Annotated in this window: 15 protein-coding genes, 2 tRNA genes and 5 pseudogenes (1 of these 22 only partly in view); 12 read left to right on the top strand and 10 right to left on the bottom strand. The window is 41.8% G+C overall.

All coding sequences use genetic code 11. The features are described 5' to 3' along the window. Both LEP1GSC062_RS19490 and LEP1GSC062_RS19485 read right to left on the bottom strand, forming a co-directional pair. Nucleotides 1-320 (bottom strand): annotated as a pseudogene (locus LEP1GSC062_RS19490) (IS982 family transposase); the annotation flags it as partial. A gap of 228 nt (nucleotides 321-548) precedes the next feature. After that, nucleotides 549-869, bottom strand: a complete 321-nt coding sequence (locus tag LEP1GSC062_RS19485; RefSeq protein WP_010576953.1) for a transposase — start codon at nucleotides 867-869, stop codon at nucleotides 549-551. A 453-nt stretch (nucleotides 870-1,322) separates the two neighbouring features. Between LEP1GSC062_RS19485 and LEP1GSC062_RS19480 the strand changes: the two genes are divergently transcribed. The 4 genes and pseudogenes from LEP1GSC062_RS19480 to LEP1GSC062_RS19470 all read left to right on the top strand — a co-directional run bounded on the left by LEP1GSC062_RS19480 (nucleotide 1,323) and on the right by LEP1GSC062_RS19470 (nucleotide 2,799). Beyond that, entirely contained in the window at nucleotides 1,323-1,508 is a 186-nt protein-coding gene (locus tag LEP1GSC062_RS19480; RefSeq protein ID WP_020985246.1) for a hypothetical protein, read from the top strand. Continuing rightward, entirely contained in the window at nucleotides 1,492-1,728 is a 237-nt protein-coding gene (locus tag LEP1GSC062_RS26000) for an efflux RND transporter permease subunit (RefSeq protein ID WP_425268444.1), read from the top strand. The genes LEP1GSC062_RS19480 and LEP1GSC062_RS26000 overlap by 17 nt, the downstream gene beginning before the upstream one ends. After that, nucleotides 1,704-2,012 (top strand): annotated as a pseudogene (locus LEP1GSC062_RS25995) (efflux RND transporter permease subunit); the annotation flags it as partial. The gene LEP1GSC062_RS26000 and the pseudogene LEP1GSC062_RS25995, both read left to right, overlap by 25 nt. Nucleotides 2,013-2,142: 130 nt before the next feature. Continuing rightward, on the top strand, nucleotides 2,143-2,799 hold the full coding sequence (locus LEP1GSC062_RS19470; protein WP_020985234.1) for a glutathione S-transferase family protein: 657 nt from the start codon (nucleotides 2,143-2,145) through the stop codon (nucleotides 2,797-2,799). A gap of 6 nt (nucleotides 2,800-2,805) precedes the next feature. On the opposite strand, the pseudogene LEP1GSC062_RS22620 reads toward LEP1GSC062_RS19470, so the two are convergent. From LEP1GSC062_RS22620 to LEP1GSC062_RS20635, 6 genes and pseudogenes are all read right to left on the bottom strand, one after another. Continuing rightward, nucleotides 2,806-4,930 (bottom strand): annotated as a pseudogene (locus LEP1GSC062_RS22620) (sensor histidine kinase). A 179-nt stretch (nucleotides 4,931-5,109) separates the two neighbouring features. Further along, nucleotides 5,110-5,844: a histidine phosphatase family protein gene (locus LEP1GSC062_RS19455; RefSeq protein WP_010576957.1), complete on the bottom strand. Its 735-nt coding sequence runs from the start codon at nucleotides 5,842-5,844 to the stop codon at nucleotides 5,110-5,112. Nucleotides 5,845-5,850: 6 nt separating this feature from the next. Further along, nucleotides 5,851-6,246 carry a DUF6285 domain-containing protein gene (locus tag LEP1GSC062_RS19450; RefSeq protein WP_010576958.1) on the bottom strand — a complete coding sequence of 132 codons (396 nt, stop codon included), beginning with the start codon at nucleotides 6,244-6,246 and terminating at the stop codon, nucleotides 5,851-5,853. Beyond that, entirely contained in the window at nucleotides 6,236-7,276 is a 1,041-nt protein-coding gene (locus LEP1GSC062_RS19445) for a phosphotransferase family protein (protein ID WP_010576959.1), read from the bottom strand. The genes LEP1GSC062_RS19450 and LEP1GSC062_RS19445 overlap by 11 nt, the downstream gene beginning before the upstream one ends. Before the next feature lie 20 nt (nucleotides 7,277-7,296). Continuing rightward, nucleotides 7,297-8,473 (bottom strand): annotated as a pseudogene (locus LEP1GSC062_RS19440) (acyl-CoA dehydrogenase family protein). Nucleotides 8,474-8,588: 115 nt separating this feature from the next. After that, the gene (locus LEP1GSC062_RS20635) at nucleotides 8,589-9,077 is read right to left on the bottom strand and encodes a hypothetical protein (RefSeq protein WP_020985241.1); all 489 of its coding nucleotides are present in this window, start codon (nucleotides 9,075-9,077) and stop codon (nucleotides 8,589-8,591) included. Between the two features lie 328 nt (nucleotides 9,078-9,405). On the opposite strand from LEP1GSC062_RS20635, the gene LEP1GSC062_RS19430 reads away from it, so the two are divergent. From LEP1GSC062_RS19430 to LEP1GSC062_RS19400, 7 genes and pseudogenes are all read left to right on the top strand, one after another. Beyond that, nucleotides 9,406-10,020 carry a Crp/Fnr family transcriptional regulator gene (locus tag LEP1GSC062_RS19430; protein WP_002724079.1) on the top strand — a complete coding sequence of 205 codons (615 nt, stop codon included), beginning with the start codon at nucleotides 9,406-9,408 and terminating at the stop codon, nucleotides 10,018-10,020. Beyond that, nucleotides 10,017-11,189 carry an acyltransferase family protein gene (locus LEP1GSC062_RS19425; RefSeq protein ID WP_020985247.1) on the top strand — a complete coding sequence of 391 codons (1,173 nt, stop codon included), beginning with the start codon at nucleotides 10,017-10,019 and terminating at the stop codon, nucleotides 11,187-11,189. Before LEP1GSC062_RS19430 ends, LEP1GSC062_RS19425 begins: the two co-directional genes overlap by 4 nt. Before the next feature lie 15 nt (nucleotides 11,190-11,204). Then, complete coding sequence (locus LEP1GSC062_RS19420) at nucleotides 11,205-12,554, top strand: YncE family protein (protein WP_020985238.1); 1,350 nt, start codon at nucleotides 11,205-11,207, stop codon at nucleotides 12,552-12,554. 73 nt (nucleotides 12,555-12,627) lie between these two features. Next, a tRNA-Ile gene (locus LEP1GSC062_RS19415) sits at nucleotides 12,628-12,701 on the top strand. 14 nt (nucleotides 12,702-12,715) lie between these two features. Beyond that, a tRNA-Ala gene (locus LEP1GSC062_RS19410) sits at nucleotides 12,716-12,788 on the top strand. 381 nt (nucleotides 12,789-13,169) lie between these two features. Then, on the top strand, nucleotides 13,170-13,628 hold the full coding sequence (locus LEP1GSC062_RS19405) for a transposase (protein ID WP_010576963.1): 459 nt from the start codon (nucleotides 13,170-13,172) through the stop codon (nucleotides 13,626-13,628). Nucleotides 13,629-13,956: 328 nt separating this feature from the next. Beyond that, a pseudogene (locus tag LEP1GSC062_RS19400) lies at nucleotides 13,957-15,315 on the top strand (IS256 family transposase). A gap of 111 nt (nucleotides 15,316-15,426) precedes the next feature. Here the strand turns inward: LEP1GSC062_RS19400 and LEP1GSC062_RS19395 are convergent. After that, nucleotides 15,427-16,002: a PaaI family thioesterase gene (locus LEP1GSC062_RS19395; RefSeq protein ID WP_004506118.1), complete on the bottom strand. Its 576-nt coding sequence runs from the start codon at nucleotides 16,000-16,002 to the stop codon at nucleotides 15,427-15,429. A gap of 341 nt (nucleotides 16,003-16,343) precedes the next feature. Between LEP1GSC062_RS19395 and LEP1GSC062_RS19390 the strand changes: the two genes are divergently transcribed. Beyond that, entirely contained in the window at nucleotides 16,344-17,375 is a 1,032-nt protein-coding gene (locus tag LEP1GSC062_RS19390; RefSeq protein WP_010576965.1) for a zinc-binding dehydrogenase, read from the top strand. A gap of 985 nt (nucleotides 17,376-18,360) precedes the next feature. On the opposite strand, the gene rpsG is transcribed toward LEP1GSC062_RS19390, so the two are convergent. After that, on the bottom strand, nucleotides 18,361-18,432 hold the 3' end of the coding sequence (gene rpsG / locus LEP1GSC062_RS19385; protein ID WP_004462539.1) for a 30S ribosomal protein S7. 402 nt of this gene lie beyond the right edge of the window; the window shows 72 of its 474 coding nt (coding positions 403-474); the start codon falls outside the window, past its right edge; the stop codon is at nucleotides 18,361-18,363.

Below are 18,432 nucleotides of genomic sequence, written 5' to 3'. Positions count from 1 at the left end.
ATTTTCCCAGACAAGAATTTGATAGAAACGAAGCTATGACAGATAACGCGTTAGGCATCAGTTCAACAAAACGATTGTAACTTACAGCTTTTGGAAAATCGGATTTTAAATTCTTTTTTATTTCTATCAGATAATAATTTTTAAATTCTCTATAATGAGAAAGATGAAAACAGACAACAATCGTTGCTACTTCACTCAGGCTTAACTGAAATTTTCGGTTTCTTTTTCGAACCACCGGACAAAAGTATTTTCACGTTCCAGTTTATTTTTTGTTGTGTACAATAATCGTCTATCGCACAAAATATCTCTGTCAGATCCATATTTAACCCTTTTCTTGCTGGAAATTTAGTTCAATATGTGATCTGGCGCTTTTCTGTACAAGATTTTCTCTTTTTTCCTCCTTAGGCCGAACTCACGTTATGATAAACTATTTCGAAAATTAGAATGTTGGAATCTTCCTCTAAAAAGTCGAGATTTCCCGATTTGACTTAAATTTTGAGAACCGTTGTACTTTTGCAAAACCGACCGTTTATTTTCGAGTATCATTTTCATGCGTCCGAGTAGTAAGTCTCCAATATCGTCAGGATTTGCGTTCGCTTTGATCTTCGTTCCGTCGATAGAAATCGTTTCAAAGCCGATAAAACCACTTTAAGATAGATCAACTCGGCTCTGAGTTTCGATAACCTACACAGTTCTCTCATTGAGAGATTTCCGATTAATATCGAATAGAAAAGTGCTGAAATTACTTTCTTAGGTGATATTGCAGGTCGACCTGTTTCATCGTTTTGGTAATTCTTTTCAAAATTCTCAAAATCTAAACGATCTATAACTTTCTTAAATCCGTGGATCGGATGTCCCTCTCCGATCAATTCCTGAAAATCTAAAAATGTATCCTAAGTTGATTCGGGTCCGTATTCTTGAACTTTGCCATTACGCAAATCTAGCAGCTTCACAAATTTTGCATCTCTTTTTCAACAGGCTCCTCCGAGCCAAACACGGGGAAACTCAGGCACAACGCTTCCTAAATTGCGATCCGTAGAGAGCAATTTATTGAATTCCGATTATTGTTTATCGGAATAATAATGTCTCAACTCCCTACGGGTCGCTCGAAGAAAACTCAGCAAACACCTTCCTATGGGTCGGTGTTTAGGGCGCGAAAGGTATAACTCAGGCACAACGCTTCCTAAGGGGCGCGTTCTGGGTTTCACAGAGGATTTGTCGTAATTCCGACAGATTTATCTTCGGATCCAAATACTTGTGGGTAACGTTATGCCGCATTACGTCAGGTAAACGGAGTCGCGGACGTAATCAACTTTGGAGGTTTGGTAAAACAGTATCACATCATAACTTCTCCCAATCGAATCTATCGTTACAATCTTTCCATACGCGACGTCATTGAAACAATCTCTTCCAATAATAGAAACACAGGCGGCCATACGCTCACCAGAGGGGATCAAAGTTTCGCCGTACGCGGATTAGGCGCAGCTTACGATCGAAATCAACCGTAAACAAGCGGCGAGATACGGAATAAACACTTCCGAGATTTTAGATACCATGGAAGCGGCGATCGGAGGAAAAAAAGTCGGAATTCTCTATGACGATTTTAAAAGATTCGAAATCGTCGTGAGATACACGAACGATTTCCGTTCTTCGATCGATTCGGTTCGCACGTTACTCGTAACCGGTCCGGGAGGAGCGAGAATTCCACTTTCGGAATCTCCACTATGACCGGAGTTCTTTTTATATCAAGATTATTGCATATACTTGAGAAAAACAAAAACAAGGATTTGAAGTCATCCGTGATCGAAGCCGCCGTCATCCAGCTCAGACCGAGAATCATGACGGTCCTTTTGGCCTTGTTGGGTCTCATACCCGCGACGATCGCAAGTGGAATCGGTTCCGACATCCAAAGACCTCTCGCCACAGTGATCGTCGGAGGTCTCGCCCTGGAACTACTCGTCACCTTGGTTTACATCCCTTCCCTATTCTATCTTACGGAAAAAAGAAAATGAATCGTTTGAACTTTTCGGACAGAATGGGTCAAAATTGACCGAAGAATTTTAGCTTTTTTATTTACATTTCAAAAAGGAAAAAAGTCTAATCTCCGAAATAAGTAATTTAAAAAATTTTAGGAGAAAACCTTTGATCGAGTTATATTCTGCTTCCACACCCAACGGAAGAAAAGTTTCCATTATGCTGGAAGAATTAGGAATTCCTTATACGATTCATCCGATTGATCTAGACAAACTGGAGCAAAAACAAGAGTGGTTTCTGAAAATTAATCCGAACGGTAGAATCCCTGCGATTATCGACAAAGACAATGAAAACTTTGCCGTGTTCGAATCGGGAGCAATTCTGATCTATCTCGCGGAAAAAAACGGTAAATTTTTACCGAAAGATCCGAAGGAAAAAAGTATCGTACTACAATGGCTTATGTTTCAAATGGGCGGGGTCGGCCCAATGCAAGGACAAGCCGGAGTATTTTTAAAATACGCTCCCGAAAAGATTCCTTTCGCGATTTCCAGATACCAAAACGAAACCAAACGTCTGTATTCCGTTTTAGATAGAAGACTCGGTGAAAGTAAATTTTTAGCCGGAAAAGAATTATCGATCGCCGATATCGCAACTTGGCCTTGGGTCAACATACACGACTGGGCAGAAATTTCTCTAGATGAATTTCCGAATTTAAAACGTTGGAACGAAGAACTCGCAAAACGCCCGGCTTTCATCAAAGGGAAGGACATTCCAAATAAAAGAGATCATAAAAACAACGCGGAAGAAGCCAAAAAGAAAGTTTAGACTATATTAAAAAGTAAAACTTTCTAATTTTTCCGGAGACGGTTCGGCAACGGGAAGAACCACGAAAAACGTGGTTCCCTGTTCCGAAGTTTCAAAGAAGATTTTTCCGTTATGATCTTCTATGATTCTCCTGCATATATCCAAACCTAAACCGGTTCCCGAGCCGGAAGGTTTTGTAGTGAAAAACGGTTCGAAGATGCGGTCCCGTATCGTATCTTCGATTCCGTTTCCACTATCCTTGATCGCAATTTCCCAACCGGTTGGTACTCTCTTACAGGAAATTGCCATTTTTCCCTTATAACTCATCGCATAAAGCGCATTCCCTATCAGATTAATCCATACCTGAGTCAGCGATTCCGCATTCCCCCAAACGCAGGAAGTTTCAGGCATATCACGTACGATCTCCACTTGAGTCTTGTATTTCGAATAATAAAGTGTAAATACGGTTTCCAATTGCTTACGCACGTCCACAGGTCCCATCGTCGTTTCGGCAGGATCTTTATACGCATATTCCTTTAAGGCTTGTATTACAAGGGAGGCCTTTTCCGCCGCCTTCTCAATCGTAAAACTCGCCCGAGCAAGACCGGAAAGAGAAAGGGCATTCTGTACAATCATGATCAATTTTTCTTTTTGAAGCAGATCCTTAAAATTTTCCGAAACATATTCGGGACTAATTCCCAAATCGGTGAGCATGTCCGCGAGACGCATAACCTCGGAAAATCCGAAGTCGTTTAACAAAACGGCAATTTTTTTCCTTTTGATTCTTTCTTCTCTGGTATCGTAAAATTCCCTCAGGGCAATTCCTTTGGAAAAAAGTTTTTCCCAAATCGATTTTTCCTCTTCCGTAAACCTCGAATAATTTCTTAGAAGACCTTCCCAAGAATTGGACAATATGGATCGAATCCCTTCGTTCGAAGAAACGATGGCGCCTAATGGTGTGTTGAGTTCGTGCGCAATTCCGGCGACCAACTGTCCTAGGACGGCCATCTTCTCGGAACGAATCAGTTGTTTTTGTGTGCTTTTTAAATTTTCGATCGCCCGAATCACTTGTTCATTTTTGGAAGTGAGGTATTGATTTACGGTCCTCAACTCTTCCGTTCTTTTGGCGACGATTCCCTCAAGTCCTTCGTTGATCAAACGGATTTCCTGTTCCGCATTCGTCATTTCCTTTACGAGAAAGGTTTGTCTCGCGCTCGCAATCACAACCACGATCGCGGTTCCGGTCCACGCTATAATTCGAACTCCTTCGGGCAATCCACTGAGAGTTCCCGCAAGTACAATCGTAATCGAACTCGCAACTACTTCAAATAATGGTAATAAACGAAGTGCCGCTTCAAACCTTCTTCCCCAAACCGGGTGGTCGTTAAATTTGGGTTCCCAAGTCAAGGCCCCGTACCCCAAAATTAAAGCGGAAACGGAAAACCCGCATTGAGCACGGTTCCATCCGGAGGAATCTGCACGATAAAAAACGCGTTCCATAACAACCAACAAAGTCCCGTTCCTCCCATACCGAGTATGAAAAAAACCAGGACTTATCCGGCTGTAATCTTAAAAGAGGAATGAGTAAAACTCCCAGAGCCGCCGCAGTTAAAAAAGAAACCGGATGATTGATCAAAGGAAGAAGCTGAGGAATTCCAACCCCCTCCCTTTGAGGAAGATACAATGCAAGAGAAAAAGTAAGAATCGCAGTGATAAGCCCCAGTGCGTCCAACACAGCCGTTCGGATTCTATTTCGATCACATTCAATAACTATAATAGAGTATCCAATGACAAAACAGGGAGCCACCCAGGGAAAAAGATAATCGCTCGGAGTAGGAATTATATAATAATCAAGATAAACTTGAATCGCCCAGGAAAGTTGCCCGAGCGCGTTTGCCGTGAGGCCGAGCGCGAACCAAAGTCTAAAACGATGAATTCCACCTTCGGCGGAAAAATATCCAAACCAGGCAAGAGCGGCCGCACATACATAGGAAACGGTCCAGTGAATATTGTCTATAAGTCTGTCTATATGTCTTTCTTCGTAATAATAATTTCCGAAAAAAGACGCGGTTACCAAAATCACACTGATCCAAAATACCAAGAACCCAAAATCGGAAATCGAAAAACGCGAATGATTTTTTAAATTTGCCATCAACCGTGCACAGACGACAACCAGTTTAGACGTTAGCCACCCATTTCGTCGACCTTTTTCTCGTTCTTAAAATTCTCAAAGCGGGTTCCTCTTAAAACACCTTTCCAAAATCTCGAAAGGAGTCCGATTCGGATCGTCAGAATTCAGACGCATATGATCGAACGCATTGTACGATTCGCTTAGAGTAGAGTTCGATTTAAATTGTCGGGGAGATGAGGAACTCCATTGATCAATACCGGCAAATATTTTCCTCTTACCCATCGAAACGTATTTAAAGAAGTATTCCAAATCCAAGGCATCCAAGCAAAACAGTCTTCATTCTGACGCAGAAAACGATTTAACACCAACGAGATAGGAGTTCCCGAGGTAAAAATGAAAGTCCTTTCCTGATTTCCAGAAGAAAACCAAACATTAGAAGAATGGAATATTCTATTCTCAAAGCTTTCGTACGTTTCGATTCCTTCCGGAGTTTCTTTTCCTTCTCTCCAGAATCTCAGGATTTCCTCCGTCAATCTCAGGAATAAGGCCACAGACCTGATCCCGCCCCTGACTCGAATCTTGCCGTATTGAGAAAGTGTCTTTGCAAACTCCGATCTTTTGGAAGCGAGCAATTTGGAATAAGCGTTCCAAAGTTCCATCGAAAATTCGTCCCAACCCGCATCTCGATGAACGAAAGAGCCGTCTTTGTATTTCTCACGGTCGCCGCTAACCGAAATCACACCTTGCATAAAAGATTCCGCGGTTTCTATATGTCTTCGAAGAGTTCCGGTTACGACCCGATCGGGAAGTTCCCCGTTTTGCGCCATAAATTTTCCAAGCGCGAAAGATTGATTTTTTCCGTGTTGTGTTAAGAGATCGTAGTTTTCACCCCGAGAATTTGCCTGACCGTGACGAACCAGATGAACGACAGACATGAGCAACTAACGTTCCGTGGTAAATCTCGGATTTATAATCTCGACTTTTTCTTTTACGGTTTCCTTCACGTGATTCCAATATTGCAAATTTTCCGAGGAAAGTTTTTCCTTACGGATCTTATCTCGTAATTCTATATTCCAGGCATGAGCCAGGTTTTTCTTTTCGTTCAGCGTGGAAGGGATTACTAAATTCTTATTAAGAAGTTTAACAAGACGGCCCAACTCTTTATCTAGCAACTCTTCTCCCGAACGGATCTCCCGGGAAACGACCCCTAACATATTCCAACTTACTAATGTTTTATAGGAAAGTAGTTCCTGATCCTTAAATTGCGGCAGTACTTCCTTCATTAGAAAATCCTGAATCGCTTCGAGCAAGTCCGTAGACGTTGGTTTATCCTGCATTTTCTATGATCCTCATCGCTTCGTATTCCATCTCGCAAGCTCGTCTTCCGATCGCCGCGAGCTCTATTCCCTTATCCTTTCCGGAAAGATGTCGTTCCGCCTGACCGATACATCCGATCGCCCACCTGAGGTTTCCCATCACTTCCCAATACGTGACCATTTCCGGATCAAGTTTGACGCCCGAAACCTTTTCATACTCCTCGTAGAATTCGCCACGATCCGCAAACCCTCCCGCTTCCTTATTCAACTTGCCGAATCTCCAATCCCGCATACAAAGCCACGTGAGATCCTCATGACGATCTCCCCAATGGGCGAACTCCCAGTCTACGATTCCCTGCAATCCTTCCGGAGTTACCATAAAATTTCCGGTTCTGAAATCCCCATGTATTAATACGACATCATCCGAAGGTTTCGCCTTCTTCTCCAACCAATTGAGAATCATCTCCATTGCAGGATAGGCTTCTTTTATTCTTTCCAACTCCGATCGCAAAGAGCGAATCGATCCGTTTGCGACGGTCTTATCGTTCGAATCCTGTCCCATCCAAAGTGTTTTTCTTAACGCTTCGTTTTTACAATCGGAAGGTTTTATAGAATGAAGTCTGGCAAGATTTTTAGCAAGATTGATAGCGAGCTGTTTTCTTACTTTATTAAGCGAAGGATCTTTGACGACATATCTTCCGATTGCTTTTCCGGAAATTTTTTGCATAAAGTAAAAAGGACTTCCGGTGATCCCACGGTCCGGCTCCAACCAGAAAGGTTTCGGCGTATTAACTCCCGCATTATAAGCAAGATCACAGACTCCGAACTCGTCCTCTCGACTCAAAGACTCAAGAAGCGCCGCTCCCTTATCAGTTCTAAATACCGTATCGTAAGAACCCTTTTCCGGTCCGTCCAATACCTGAACTAGCGCGGCAAAGTTTTCCTGGCAGGCTCCTCCGCTGAGAGATGTCATGGAATGTATCTCAGTTTTTCCTTTCAATCTTTCGGAAAGATATCCTTCCAGAACATTCTTCAATTCCGTATCGTTCATAATATTCTCTAATTCTAATATTAAAAATCGCTTTTGCCGCTGATCAGATTTCTTCCGATCACCATCTTATGGACCTCGGTCGGTCCGTCCGCGATTCTGGCCGCCCTCGCGTCCCTGTAGAACAATTCGAGTTTCATGTCTCTTCCGTATCCGTGTGAACCGCAGATCTGAATCGCACGATCTACCGTTTTACAAAGAGTTTCGGAGACTTGCCACTTTGCCATCGATATGATCTGTCTCGCATCTTCTCCCGCTCTCAAAGTATGCGCGGCTTTCAAGGTAAGCATATACCCAGATTCGATTTCAAGCGCGGACTCCGCGAACATCCATTGAATTCCCTGATGGTCCGCAAGTTTTTTGTCCGAACACTTCCCGTTTGAGCGCGTATTCTCTTGCGATCTCCATGGATCTTCTCGCAAGTCCGATCCATCTCATACAATGCGTGAGTCTTGCGGGACCGAGACGCTCTTGAGACCATTTGAATCCTTCGCCCACTCTTCCCAATATTGCGGACTCGGGAACCCGAACGTTTTCGAATTTTAATTCGCAATGCCCTCCGGGACCATGAGAACCCATCACTCCGATTTCTCTCACCATCGTATAACCGGGCGTATCCGTCGGCACGAGAAACATCGTAGTTCTTCGAAAAGAATCAGCGACCTTAGACATCACGATCAAAAAGCTCGCTCCGTTTGCACCCGTACAATACCATTTGTGTCCATTGATTACGTATTCGTTTCCGTCTTTTACCGCATTGGTAGTAAGAGTTTGAGGATCTGCCCCTGCTCCCGGCGGAGGTTCTGTCATCGCAAAAGCGGAACGAATTTTTCCTTGAATCAGCGGATCATAGTATTTTTCTTTTTGTTCTTTATTTGCCGCAATATGAAGGAGATGCATATTCCCTTCGTCAGGCGCATCGCAGTTACAAAGATAAGGAGCAATCGGAGAGCGCCCGAGCTCGGAAAAGATGATCGCTGTTCCAACCATATCGAGTCCGAGGCCACCTTCGGATTTAGGAAGATGCGGGGTCCAAAGTCCTAGTTCTTTCACTCTTTTTCTGAGTTCCTCGGTGATTTTCTCAGGCATTCTACCACGGTCGTAGTCGTAATAAACTTCCGCCGGAATCGCATAATTCTCGACGAAGTCTCGGATTCTTTTTTTAATTTCTTCGACTTCCTTAGGTATCGTAAAATCCATATTCTTTCCTTCCCCGAAAGCACCGAACTTTACGGGATAGTTTTTTTTCTTCGCGTATTTTTCGACCATCTCAGGGATCCAATTTGTATTTCCCAATACGATCGTTGTAAAAACTTCACAAATAGAGAAATCCGTTCTTATACTTTACGGAAGTGATCGCTTTGAGATGTTCTCCGGTCGGTTCCTGAAAACTTCGAAGCGGAGTCGCATTCTCATCCAAAAGCAAAACGAATCCGTAAGGTTGGGCCTTAAGCCAGAAAAATCTAGGCAATTTTGAGATCAGAGATTTCAAAGCGGGACGAGGATGAAAAATACGGTCCATCAAAGGATTTCTGACCGTAAAAAGAGCGAGATAAAAAGTTCCGTTTCCGTCCGCCGAGTAGATATTTCCTTGATCGTCGACCTCCATGTCCTCGGGGCCTTGTAATTTTCCTAAGCCGATCAGTTCGGCTTTCAAAAGCAACGAATTGGAAGTATAGGCCCCTTCCATTGGAGGAGGCTCCGGGGGAAAATACGCCAGCGGATCGATGGGAGAAGGTTTAAAAATATAAAAAACAATCCCAAACAAACTCAGAATGAAAAAAACTGCAAGAACCCGACCCATTCAACCTCCGTTCCATTTTTTAAGACCTCGAAAAATTATTTTAGATACGATGTGAGTCAACAGCAATTTCCGAAGCTGTTTGAGTATGAAACCTGGAAAAACTCCACGCTTCTTTTCGTTCCCTCTCGAAAAAAAGGAGGAACTCCTTGTAAGCTTAGAGTTCTATAAATCACCTTAGAATTTGACCTTCGGATTTTAGTTGATTCCGATTTCCAAAGCCTTGAATCTGGTGTAGACTTTCTAAGTAATCTTCGATTCCTAAAAACAACTAAAATCTTTGGAAGATTATAATTAAGGTCCGTTAAGAATTATGGAAATAACAGAATCTATGACCCATAAGTTGGGCGTCGAATTCAAAGAGTCCGATATTATCTTTGAGGAAAACCAAGAAGCGGAAGTGATGTACCTAATCGCCAAAGGAAAAGTAGGAATTCACAAAAAAGTGAAAGAAGCCTATAAACTCCTCGTAGAATTAAAAGAGGGGGATATGTTCGGCGAAATGGCACTAATCGATAAGACGCCTCGAAGTGCGAGGGCCGTTGCAAGGACGGACGTTTTGCTCATAGCAATCAATAAGGACGCATTTTTTAATCTGATACGAACAAATCCCGGATTTTCTATGAAGATCGTTAAAATTCTCACCTCAAGACTGAGAGAAACCAATAAGACGATCGCCACTCTTTTGAAAGCGGATAAAAAGAATTTAGTGACCTCCGCCTTGATTAATTTCTCGCAAGCGAACGGACAACAAGACGGAAGTAATTATCGAATTCCTCTGAATCATTTCATCAAGTGGGCAATCCTTAGAGTCGGATTGGAACACCAAGACTTAGTGAGTTCGATCAGATTATTAGTAAAAGATAAAATGGTAGAACAAATAAAAGAAGACCCTTCGACACTGATTATTCGAGACTCTCTTTTTAAATATACGGTGGATACTTGAGCCTTAAACCGATCTTATCAAAAACCAGAAAAAGACTTTTTTATTTAGACAACCTCCGTTCCTTTGCTCTTTTAATCGGTCTCGTATTTCACGTCGCGATCGTTTATGCCGCCGAGATCAAATACCCCCTTCAAAACGAACAAAAATCGGAGTTTTTCGACGTATTCGGAGAATGGGTGCACGTTTTTAGAATGCCTCTTTTTTTCTTTCTTTCCGGGTATTTCACGGAAGCGATTTTTCGCGCCAAAACCTTGAAAGAATTTTTAAGGATGAGAATTTTCAGGATTTTCATTCCGACTGTGGTAGGAATTTTACTTTTCGCACCAATGCAATCCTATATTTCTCTCTTACAAACGGGAGAGAAAATTTCCTATTTCGATTTCTACTTTAGAATATTCTTAAATGGAAGAATTCGCCCTTCTCATCTCTGGTTCCTTTACTTTCTAATCTTATTCACGATCCTGCATCTTTTTACCCGAAAGATCACTCTTTTGTTGACAGCGTTTTTAAAAAAGGAACCGGATCAACAAGGTTTCGCTCAAGAATGGAAGACAATCACCGTTTTTACTTTCATCAGCTTTGCCGGAACCTGTATGATCAATTTTTATTTTATGAAAGACGAATCCTGGTTTGCGATCGAACCAGTAAACTTTATCTACAACTACACGTTCTTTTTTTGCGGAAGCCTTCTGATTTCAAACGAAGTTCTCCTTTTGGAACCTAGATCGGATCGTTTTTGGATTTGGACCCCGTTTGCTTTCCTCACTTTCTGGGGCTTTTACGAGATCAGTAGAATCGATCCGTTCTGGTCTTACTTCGGTTATACGGGAGATTGGAGAAGAATCCTTCATATTCTTTCCAAATGCGCCGCCGGTTGGCTGATGATCCGCCTTTTGATCGGACTCTTTCAGAAATTTTTCGATTTTAAAAACAACAAAACCGAATATATGAGAACCGCGAGTCTTCCGATCTATCTAGTGCACCATCCGGTTTCGCTTTTAACGGGTTACTTCGTGGTTCACACTTCCTTAGGACTTGCCGAGAAATTTCTACTGCACCTCCTTCTTGTGTTCGTAATCACATTTGCAATTTATCATTTTCTAATACGTCCTTTCCACTGGGTCAACTTGATTCTCGGAAACCAAACATATACGAAAAAGAATTTATAACTTCAGGAGCGCTCTTTGAACTCGAATTCCGAAAAAAAATTCTTCAAACCAAACGGAATGCTTTTGATCTTTCTGTTTCTCATTTGTTGCAAGAGCGAAAATTCCTCCCTGATTTCTTCTCCCTCCAACTCAGAAAAAAACAGAATCGCAACCGTTAAATTCAGCGTCCATCCTTACAAAGGAACCGTGATCCAATCGGGAGAAGAAACCGTTCCATTCAGAATTCTGGAAACCGACAAGAATATCGCCCTCGTAGAAATGAAACTACCCGTTTATAAGGACGGCAAGGGAATCGAGTTAAAATTTTCTTCTCCTGGTTTCCAAAGCTCCTTTTTCCGCGTAAAAAACGCGGAAGAGTTGAACGAGAAGTTAATCGCACTCGACAAAGAAGGCATAACGCACCGTTTTGTTGTAAGATTTAAAACCGGAATACAACCCAAAAGCGTCCGTTTTATCGATAACACAAGACTTGCCATTCCCCTTTTGGAAGACGAAGGGATGGACGTTTTGGATATAAGAACCGGCGAAACGGTCCGACTTGCGCCACCCGAAAAGTACAGAAAGAAATTGGGTTTTGTGGAAACGATCGCGATTCCGGAGCACAACGAACTCTGGGTTAGCCAGATGCAGGCGAACGCAGTTCACGTCTTCGATCTCAAAACTCTCGTTTATAAAACGAGCATTGACCTTACGGGAAAGTGGTCTAAGATTCTTCTTTATGATCCGATCCGAGATTTAGTTTATTGTTCGAATTGGATCAGCGAAGATATTTCCGTCATCGATAGAAAAACAAAAGTGGAAATTCGAAAGACCGACAAGATCGGTTTACCTCGAGGTCTTCTTCTCTCCAAAGACGGTAAAGAATTATACATCGCTCAATTTTCCGCGAGCAATCAGGAATCCGGCGGCGGGAGACTCGGAATCTATTCCATGGAAAAAGAAAAGCTGACCGATACGATCGGTCCTCCCGGCAACAAACGCCATATCGTTCCGGGCAACACGGAAAATAAAATATACGTCTCCGACATGTGTTGTAGTAAGATCGAAGTTTACGATTTAAAAGAAAAAAAAGTTCAAAAGACGATCCCAGTATTCGATAAACCTAATACGATCGCCCTTTCTCCGGACGGTAAATACCTCTACGTTTCTTGCAGAGGTCCGAACAATCCCACCGAAGGTTATCTCAAAAAAGGATTGGTTCTTGGAAGAGTGTACGTAATCGATACGATAACCGACACGGTAAAAGAATTCTGGGAAGCAGGAAATCAACCTACAGGTCTCGATATTTCACCTGACAACCGCTACTTAGTAATCTCGGATTTTTTAGATCATCAGATTCGAGTCTATCGCAGAGAGGATTTTTAATTCCGGACCAGAAAACATTTTTTAACAAAAAACTGTTGCATTTGGAAATTCAGTCAAAAACATGTCTCTTACCGGGCCTGTAGCTCAGCTGGTTAGAGCACACGCTTGATAAGCGTGGGGTCATGTGTTCAAATCACATCAGGCCCATCCGGTATTGACAAGGGGCTTTAGCTCAGCTGGGAGAGCATCTGATTTGCATTCAGAAGGTCGTCGGTTCGATCCCGACAAGCTCCATACCGAATCTTCCCTACTTTGATTCGGTTAATATTTCCCTTTTCGTTTCATTTTTAAAATGTTTGGCCTACGGTTAATATTTCAGTATTTAGAATATTCTATTTTTTGAATTTACTTGGGCGGCTTTCGCCAAAATCTCCTCAATCAATCCTTCATTTTTGGCAAAACCGGGCTGTTCCGGGTCTCGCCGCAAGCGCGCTAAACGCCGATCTATAGGACATCATAACCAACCCCACAAGTTAAGGAGGATTTTGGAATCATAAGGATCAAAAACGCAGATTTTTCAAGTGTTCCGACGTGTTAGTGATTAGGGGGTTAGATTTTAGTGGATAGTGTAGCGTGTAGCGTCCTAGAAAAAGTTGTCAGAAAAAGGAAGGGAAAATGACAACGATCAGACGTTACAGCGAAGCGTTCAAGATGAAAGTGATCAAGGAAATAGAGAGTGGCAAATACAACCAGAACCAGGCGATGAAAAACTACGGAATTCCAGGATCAGTGACAATCCGAGGTTGGATAAAAAAGTATGGCAAGAATCATCTGATGAGTAAAATAGTGAGAGTGGAAACGGAGAATGAATTGAATCAGCTCAAAGAAGCGCAGAAAAGGATCCGGGAACTAGAAAAAGCGTTATCGAATGTAACGATAGAGAATGTACTTTACAAGAGTTTAGTCAAAGTTGCAGCGAGAGATTTAAAGATAGATCTAAAAAAAACTATGGACATCTTGTATCGAAGAGGCCGGAAGAGCTTTAGGGAAGCTGAATATACGGATCAACATATCGAACGCTTGCCGATATTTCGGAAAGTCTCGGCAGGCGTTTTACCAAAAGTTCATACCTAAAACGAGTAAGGAATTAATTTCAAGAGAAGAACTACTTCTTAATGAAGTAAAAAGAATTCGGCATCTTTTGCCTGCAACGGGAGGCAGAAAACTTTATGAGATGTTGAAACCTGTCCTGCAAGAATATTGCATTAAAATGGGCAGAGACAAGGTTTTTGGGCTTTTAAAGAGCAATTGCCTTCTTTTGGAAAAACAAAGAAAGTATTCAAGAACCACAAATTCGAATCATCCTTTCTTCAAATACCCCAATTTAATCAATAATTGAAGGTGTCATCTCGATTGTGTAAATGACTTGTGAAAAAAGAAAAAGTAACAAGGATAAAGCAGTATGAGCAAACCGAAGAATCGAGCGGAAGAACTACTCGATGAATTAATCAAAGGTAAAACCCCCGAAGAGCTGATCGGAAACGAAGGCCTCTTAAAACAACTCACCAAATCACTTGTTGAACGAGCGATGCAAGGAGAGATGACGCATCATCTTGGGTATGAGAAAAATTCCTCGACTGGAAATAACACAGGCAATTCCCGAAATGGAAAAAGTAGCAAAAAGCTCAAAGGAGACTTTGGGACAATTGACTTGGAAGTACCGAGAGATAGAAACGGAAGCTTTGAACCTCAGATAATCCGGAAAGGACAGACACGATTTACCGGCTTCGATGAAAAGATCATCTCGATGTATTCACGCGGAATGACAACTCGAGAAATATCTCAACACCTGAAAGAAATTTATCAAGTTGAAGTCTCGGCGGATTTAATTTCTCAAGTAACGGATTCCGTAATGGAAACAGTGATCGAATGGCAGAATCGACCCTTGGATAAAGTGTATCCGATTCTCATCATGGATGCGTTGATCGTGAAGGTTCGAGATGGCAACCACGTCGTGAACAAAGCCTTCTATTTGGCTTTAGGAATCAATCTACATAATAGAGTGTCCAAAATTCTGCGTCTAAACGGGGATTTGTGCTAAAATTGGCGGTACTCCTTTATGTAGAGATCAGTAGGAATCAATCTACAGGGCACAAAGGAGATTCTTGGGATCTGGGTAGAAAGAACCGAAGGGGCAAAGTTCTGGCTTCAGATTTTAACCGACTTAAAGAATCGAGGCGTTGAAGATATCTTAATTGCTTGTGTCGACGGATTGAAAGGATTTCCGGATACAATCATATCAGTTTTTCCTAATGCACAAGTTCAACTTTGTATCGTTCCTATGGTTAGGAATTCTTTGAAATGGGTTTCTTACAAACAGAGGAAAGAGTTGGTAGTCGACCTAAAGGCCATCTACAAATCTCCATCGGAAGAAATTGCTAAGAAAAGCCTTGATGATTTTTCAACCAAATGGGACAGTCAGTATCCGATGATCAGCAAGTCTTGGAGAAGTAATTGGGATTCGGTGATTCCTTTCTTGGCCTATCCACCTAACATTCGTAAGGCGATATACACTACAAATGCTATCGAATCCATGAATATGGGCTTAAGAAAGATTATCAAGAATCGGGGTTCGTTTCCGAACGATGAGGCGGCAATCAAGCTTCTCTATTTAGCTTTGAATAATATGTCTAAAAAATGGACCATGCCGATTCAAGATTGGGATGACGAGCGATCCTTAGAGAGCCGAGTCGCTCGAGTTCAAGCGATGAATCAGTTTTCGATTCTTTTCGGAGATCGATTGAAATTGGATTCGTTTTAAGAAAGTTATTTACACAGGATTGCTGACACTACCGGATTACTAGTAATTTCGAAATGGACTCTCATCCTTCAACGATGCTTTCGATCGTAATTCCCGAACGAAAAAAAAGAATTAGGGAACTATGTTTTGAAGTTTGAGGCGTTTTCGAATTTCCTTACCACGTTTTTGATTCACTTCTAAAACTTGAAGAAGAGTATCAATCGGAAAAACAGTCCCTTGGAACATCCTTCTCATCGTCCTTTCTGACATATCATACCAACGCGCTTTGGAAGAAACCAAAAGTTCGCCGGTTTTGAAAAGATGAATCGTAGCTTTTGTATAAAGCCTTCTTCTTCTTACCATCGTAACCCAACAACGAACTTCAACTTCTTCGTTAAGAGGAACCGCTTTGTGATAACGCATATAAAGTTGGTCGGTCATCACGAAATGCCCGAGATGAAAGCAAAGAACTCCCTGAGCTTCGTCGAGAAGAGTCGCTAAAACTCCTCCGTGAGCGTAACCTGGCGCTCCTTCGAAAGCCTTTTCTATTTTAAACGGAAATCGAACTTCTCCGCTTTCTTCATGAAAGGGAAAACTTGCATGGATCCCTTTTGTGTTATCGGGACCACAACCGAAGCAGTTTTTATGATGCCAGTCTTGCCCGTTTTGGCTAGCTTTGATCTCCCGGTAGATTGTCTCTGGTTCCATATTATTCCTTCGGAAGGGATTTTTTACAACTTGTCCCAAGCTGCAAAACGAAAACGGCTGCCGTTGTAGCATACTGGGCTCATACTTTTCGAGGACGGACTTTTATCTATTGATTGAATCACCGATTTTACATCGAGAACTATTCTAATTCCATGAAAAAATCGGATCTTCCGGATTCAAGTGCGAAACCCGAAAAAATTCCGAACTCATGACGTTTTTCAAAAATAGAATTTCCAAAAATCCGCAGGAAAGGATGTACATTCTCTATCAAATCACCTTGACCGACGTACGACGTATCAATGATCTTAATTTACGTCGCGTTTCATAAAGGAGAATGGAAAATGAAAGCTGCAGTTTTAGAATCCGGTAAAAAAATCTTAGACATCAGAGAAGTTCCAGTTCCACAACTTAGACCGGGACAAGTAAAAATAAAAATCAAAGCCTGCGGAATCTGTGGCTCCGATGTTCATCTCGTGATTCACGGAACTCTTAAATGTAAACATTTTCCAAGAATTCCCGGCCACGAATCTTCAGGAGTAATCGAGGAAGTAGGCGAAAACGTAAGTCGTTTTCAAAAAGGTGATCGAGTCGTTATTTCCGCAGGAACCTCTTGCGGAATTTGTTCTTACTGCAAAGCGGGATATGAAAACTTATGTAAAGACGTAGGAGTTTTCGGATTTGATCGAGACGGAAGTTTTGCAGAATATAATATCGTGGAAGAACGTTATTTGTATTCTCTCCCCGATACGATTCCGTTCGATCAAGGGGCAATTCTTGCGGATGCGGTTTCCACACCGTATCACGCGATTCGATACAGAGGAAACATACAAAACGGAGACACAGTCGCTATCTTCGGTTGCGGCGGTCTTGGAATTCATGCGGTCGCAGTTGCCAGAGCTATGACCGACGGAAAAGTAATCGCTTTAGACGTGGAAAAAGGACCATTGGAAAATGCGGCTAAGTACGGAGCCGATGAAATTATCAACTTGAAAGAAATTCGAAACCCGGGAAAGACTCTCAAAGAAGTTACAAACGGAGTGGATCTACTCGCGGACTTTTCGGGATATATGTCCAACATAGAAGAATCCCTACGTGCAATGAATCCTGGAGGCAGAATCGTTCTCGTGGGAATCGGAAGACAACCTTTGAAGTTCCAGATTCCTTTTATTTTAATCGAGAGGATGATTTCAGTTTTGGGTTCGTACGGTTCCGATCGCAGGGCGATTCCCGAACTGATCGACTTATACCTTAAAGGGAAAATCAATCTTTCTCATTCGATTACTTCCCATCATACATTAGAAGAATTGAATCAATGTCTGGAAGACTTGGACGAAAGAAAAGAAAATCCGATTCGTTTTATCATTCAACCTTGATAAAGACCGGAATTTTTTATTCCCGTCCCGAAATTTAAAACTGGAATTAAAGATTTGTCCCAAACTCAAAATGTAGAAACTCCGACTCGAGCCAAACAACGAAAAAGGTTATTCGAAAACCTATAAACTGCTTAAAGAGACACAATCTGTGGGAACTATTGCGCTTTGTTATTGGCAACTTACTACTCGGACGCATGAAAATGATACTCGAAAATAAGCGGTCGGTTTTGCAAAAGTACAACGGTTCTCAAAAATTAAGTCAAATCGAGAAATCTCGACTTTTTAGAGGAAGATTCCAACATTCTAATTTTCGAAATAGTTTATCATAGTATTTTATTGATGCGTCCGAGTAGTAACAATCACAATAGTAATTTCTTCTTTGGAGCAAGTTCTTAAATTGACTCGATCGTATAAAGTTTACCGACCTATTTCACAATTCATATTTCCAGAATTCGCTTTTAGAATTTTGAATAGATTACGTCTAATGTGACTCCAACATACTACATGGTGAACTTTAGATTTATTTTGAACAAAGAATCATAGGAACCAAAAGGTCTGTTCGAATAAACACTTTAAAAACTTCACATTCCGATTCGGTTCATAATGGTAAATGATTAGTAGTTAGTTTACGAGATCGCTATTATTTCTACAAATGAGAACACATTCTTTTTCCCAAAAACCCATCCAAGTCGAAATAGACCCCCTCCTCGCATCGCCTTCAAATATCGCAGTTCTTACTTTTCTAGTGGTTACACTAACCTTGCCTAAAACAAGAATTACTACATCGGTTCCAACAAAGAAGCGGTGCAAACTTCCGTAAACTCAATCTATCTCGCGACCCGTCGGGAGCGAGATTTGAGCTTAGGAAGCGTTACATGAGTTACTTACTTCTATGGATCGCTCGATAAAACAAAAAAAGGAGAGGCAGGCCTCTCCTTTTACGATCTGAAATCGGTTTCGATTTCCGAAACCGATAGAACTTTTCTTACCAACGATAGTGACTGAACGCTTTATTCGCTTCCGCCATTTTCCGGATATCTTCTTTCTTCTTGATAGC

Source organism: Leptospira alexanderi serovar Manhao 3 str. L 60 (genome assembly GCF_000243815.2).
Classification (GTDB): Bacteria; Spirochaetota; Leptospiria; order Leptospirales; family Leptospiraceae; genus Leptospira; species Leptospira alexanderi.
The sequence above is the reverse complement of the archived record's forward strand: the minus strand, read 5'-3'. Positions and strand labels throughout refer to the sequence as shown.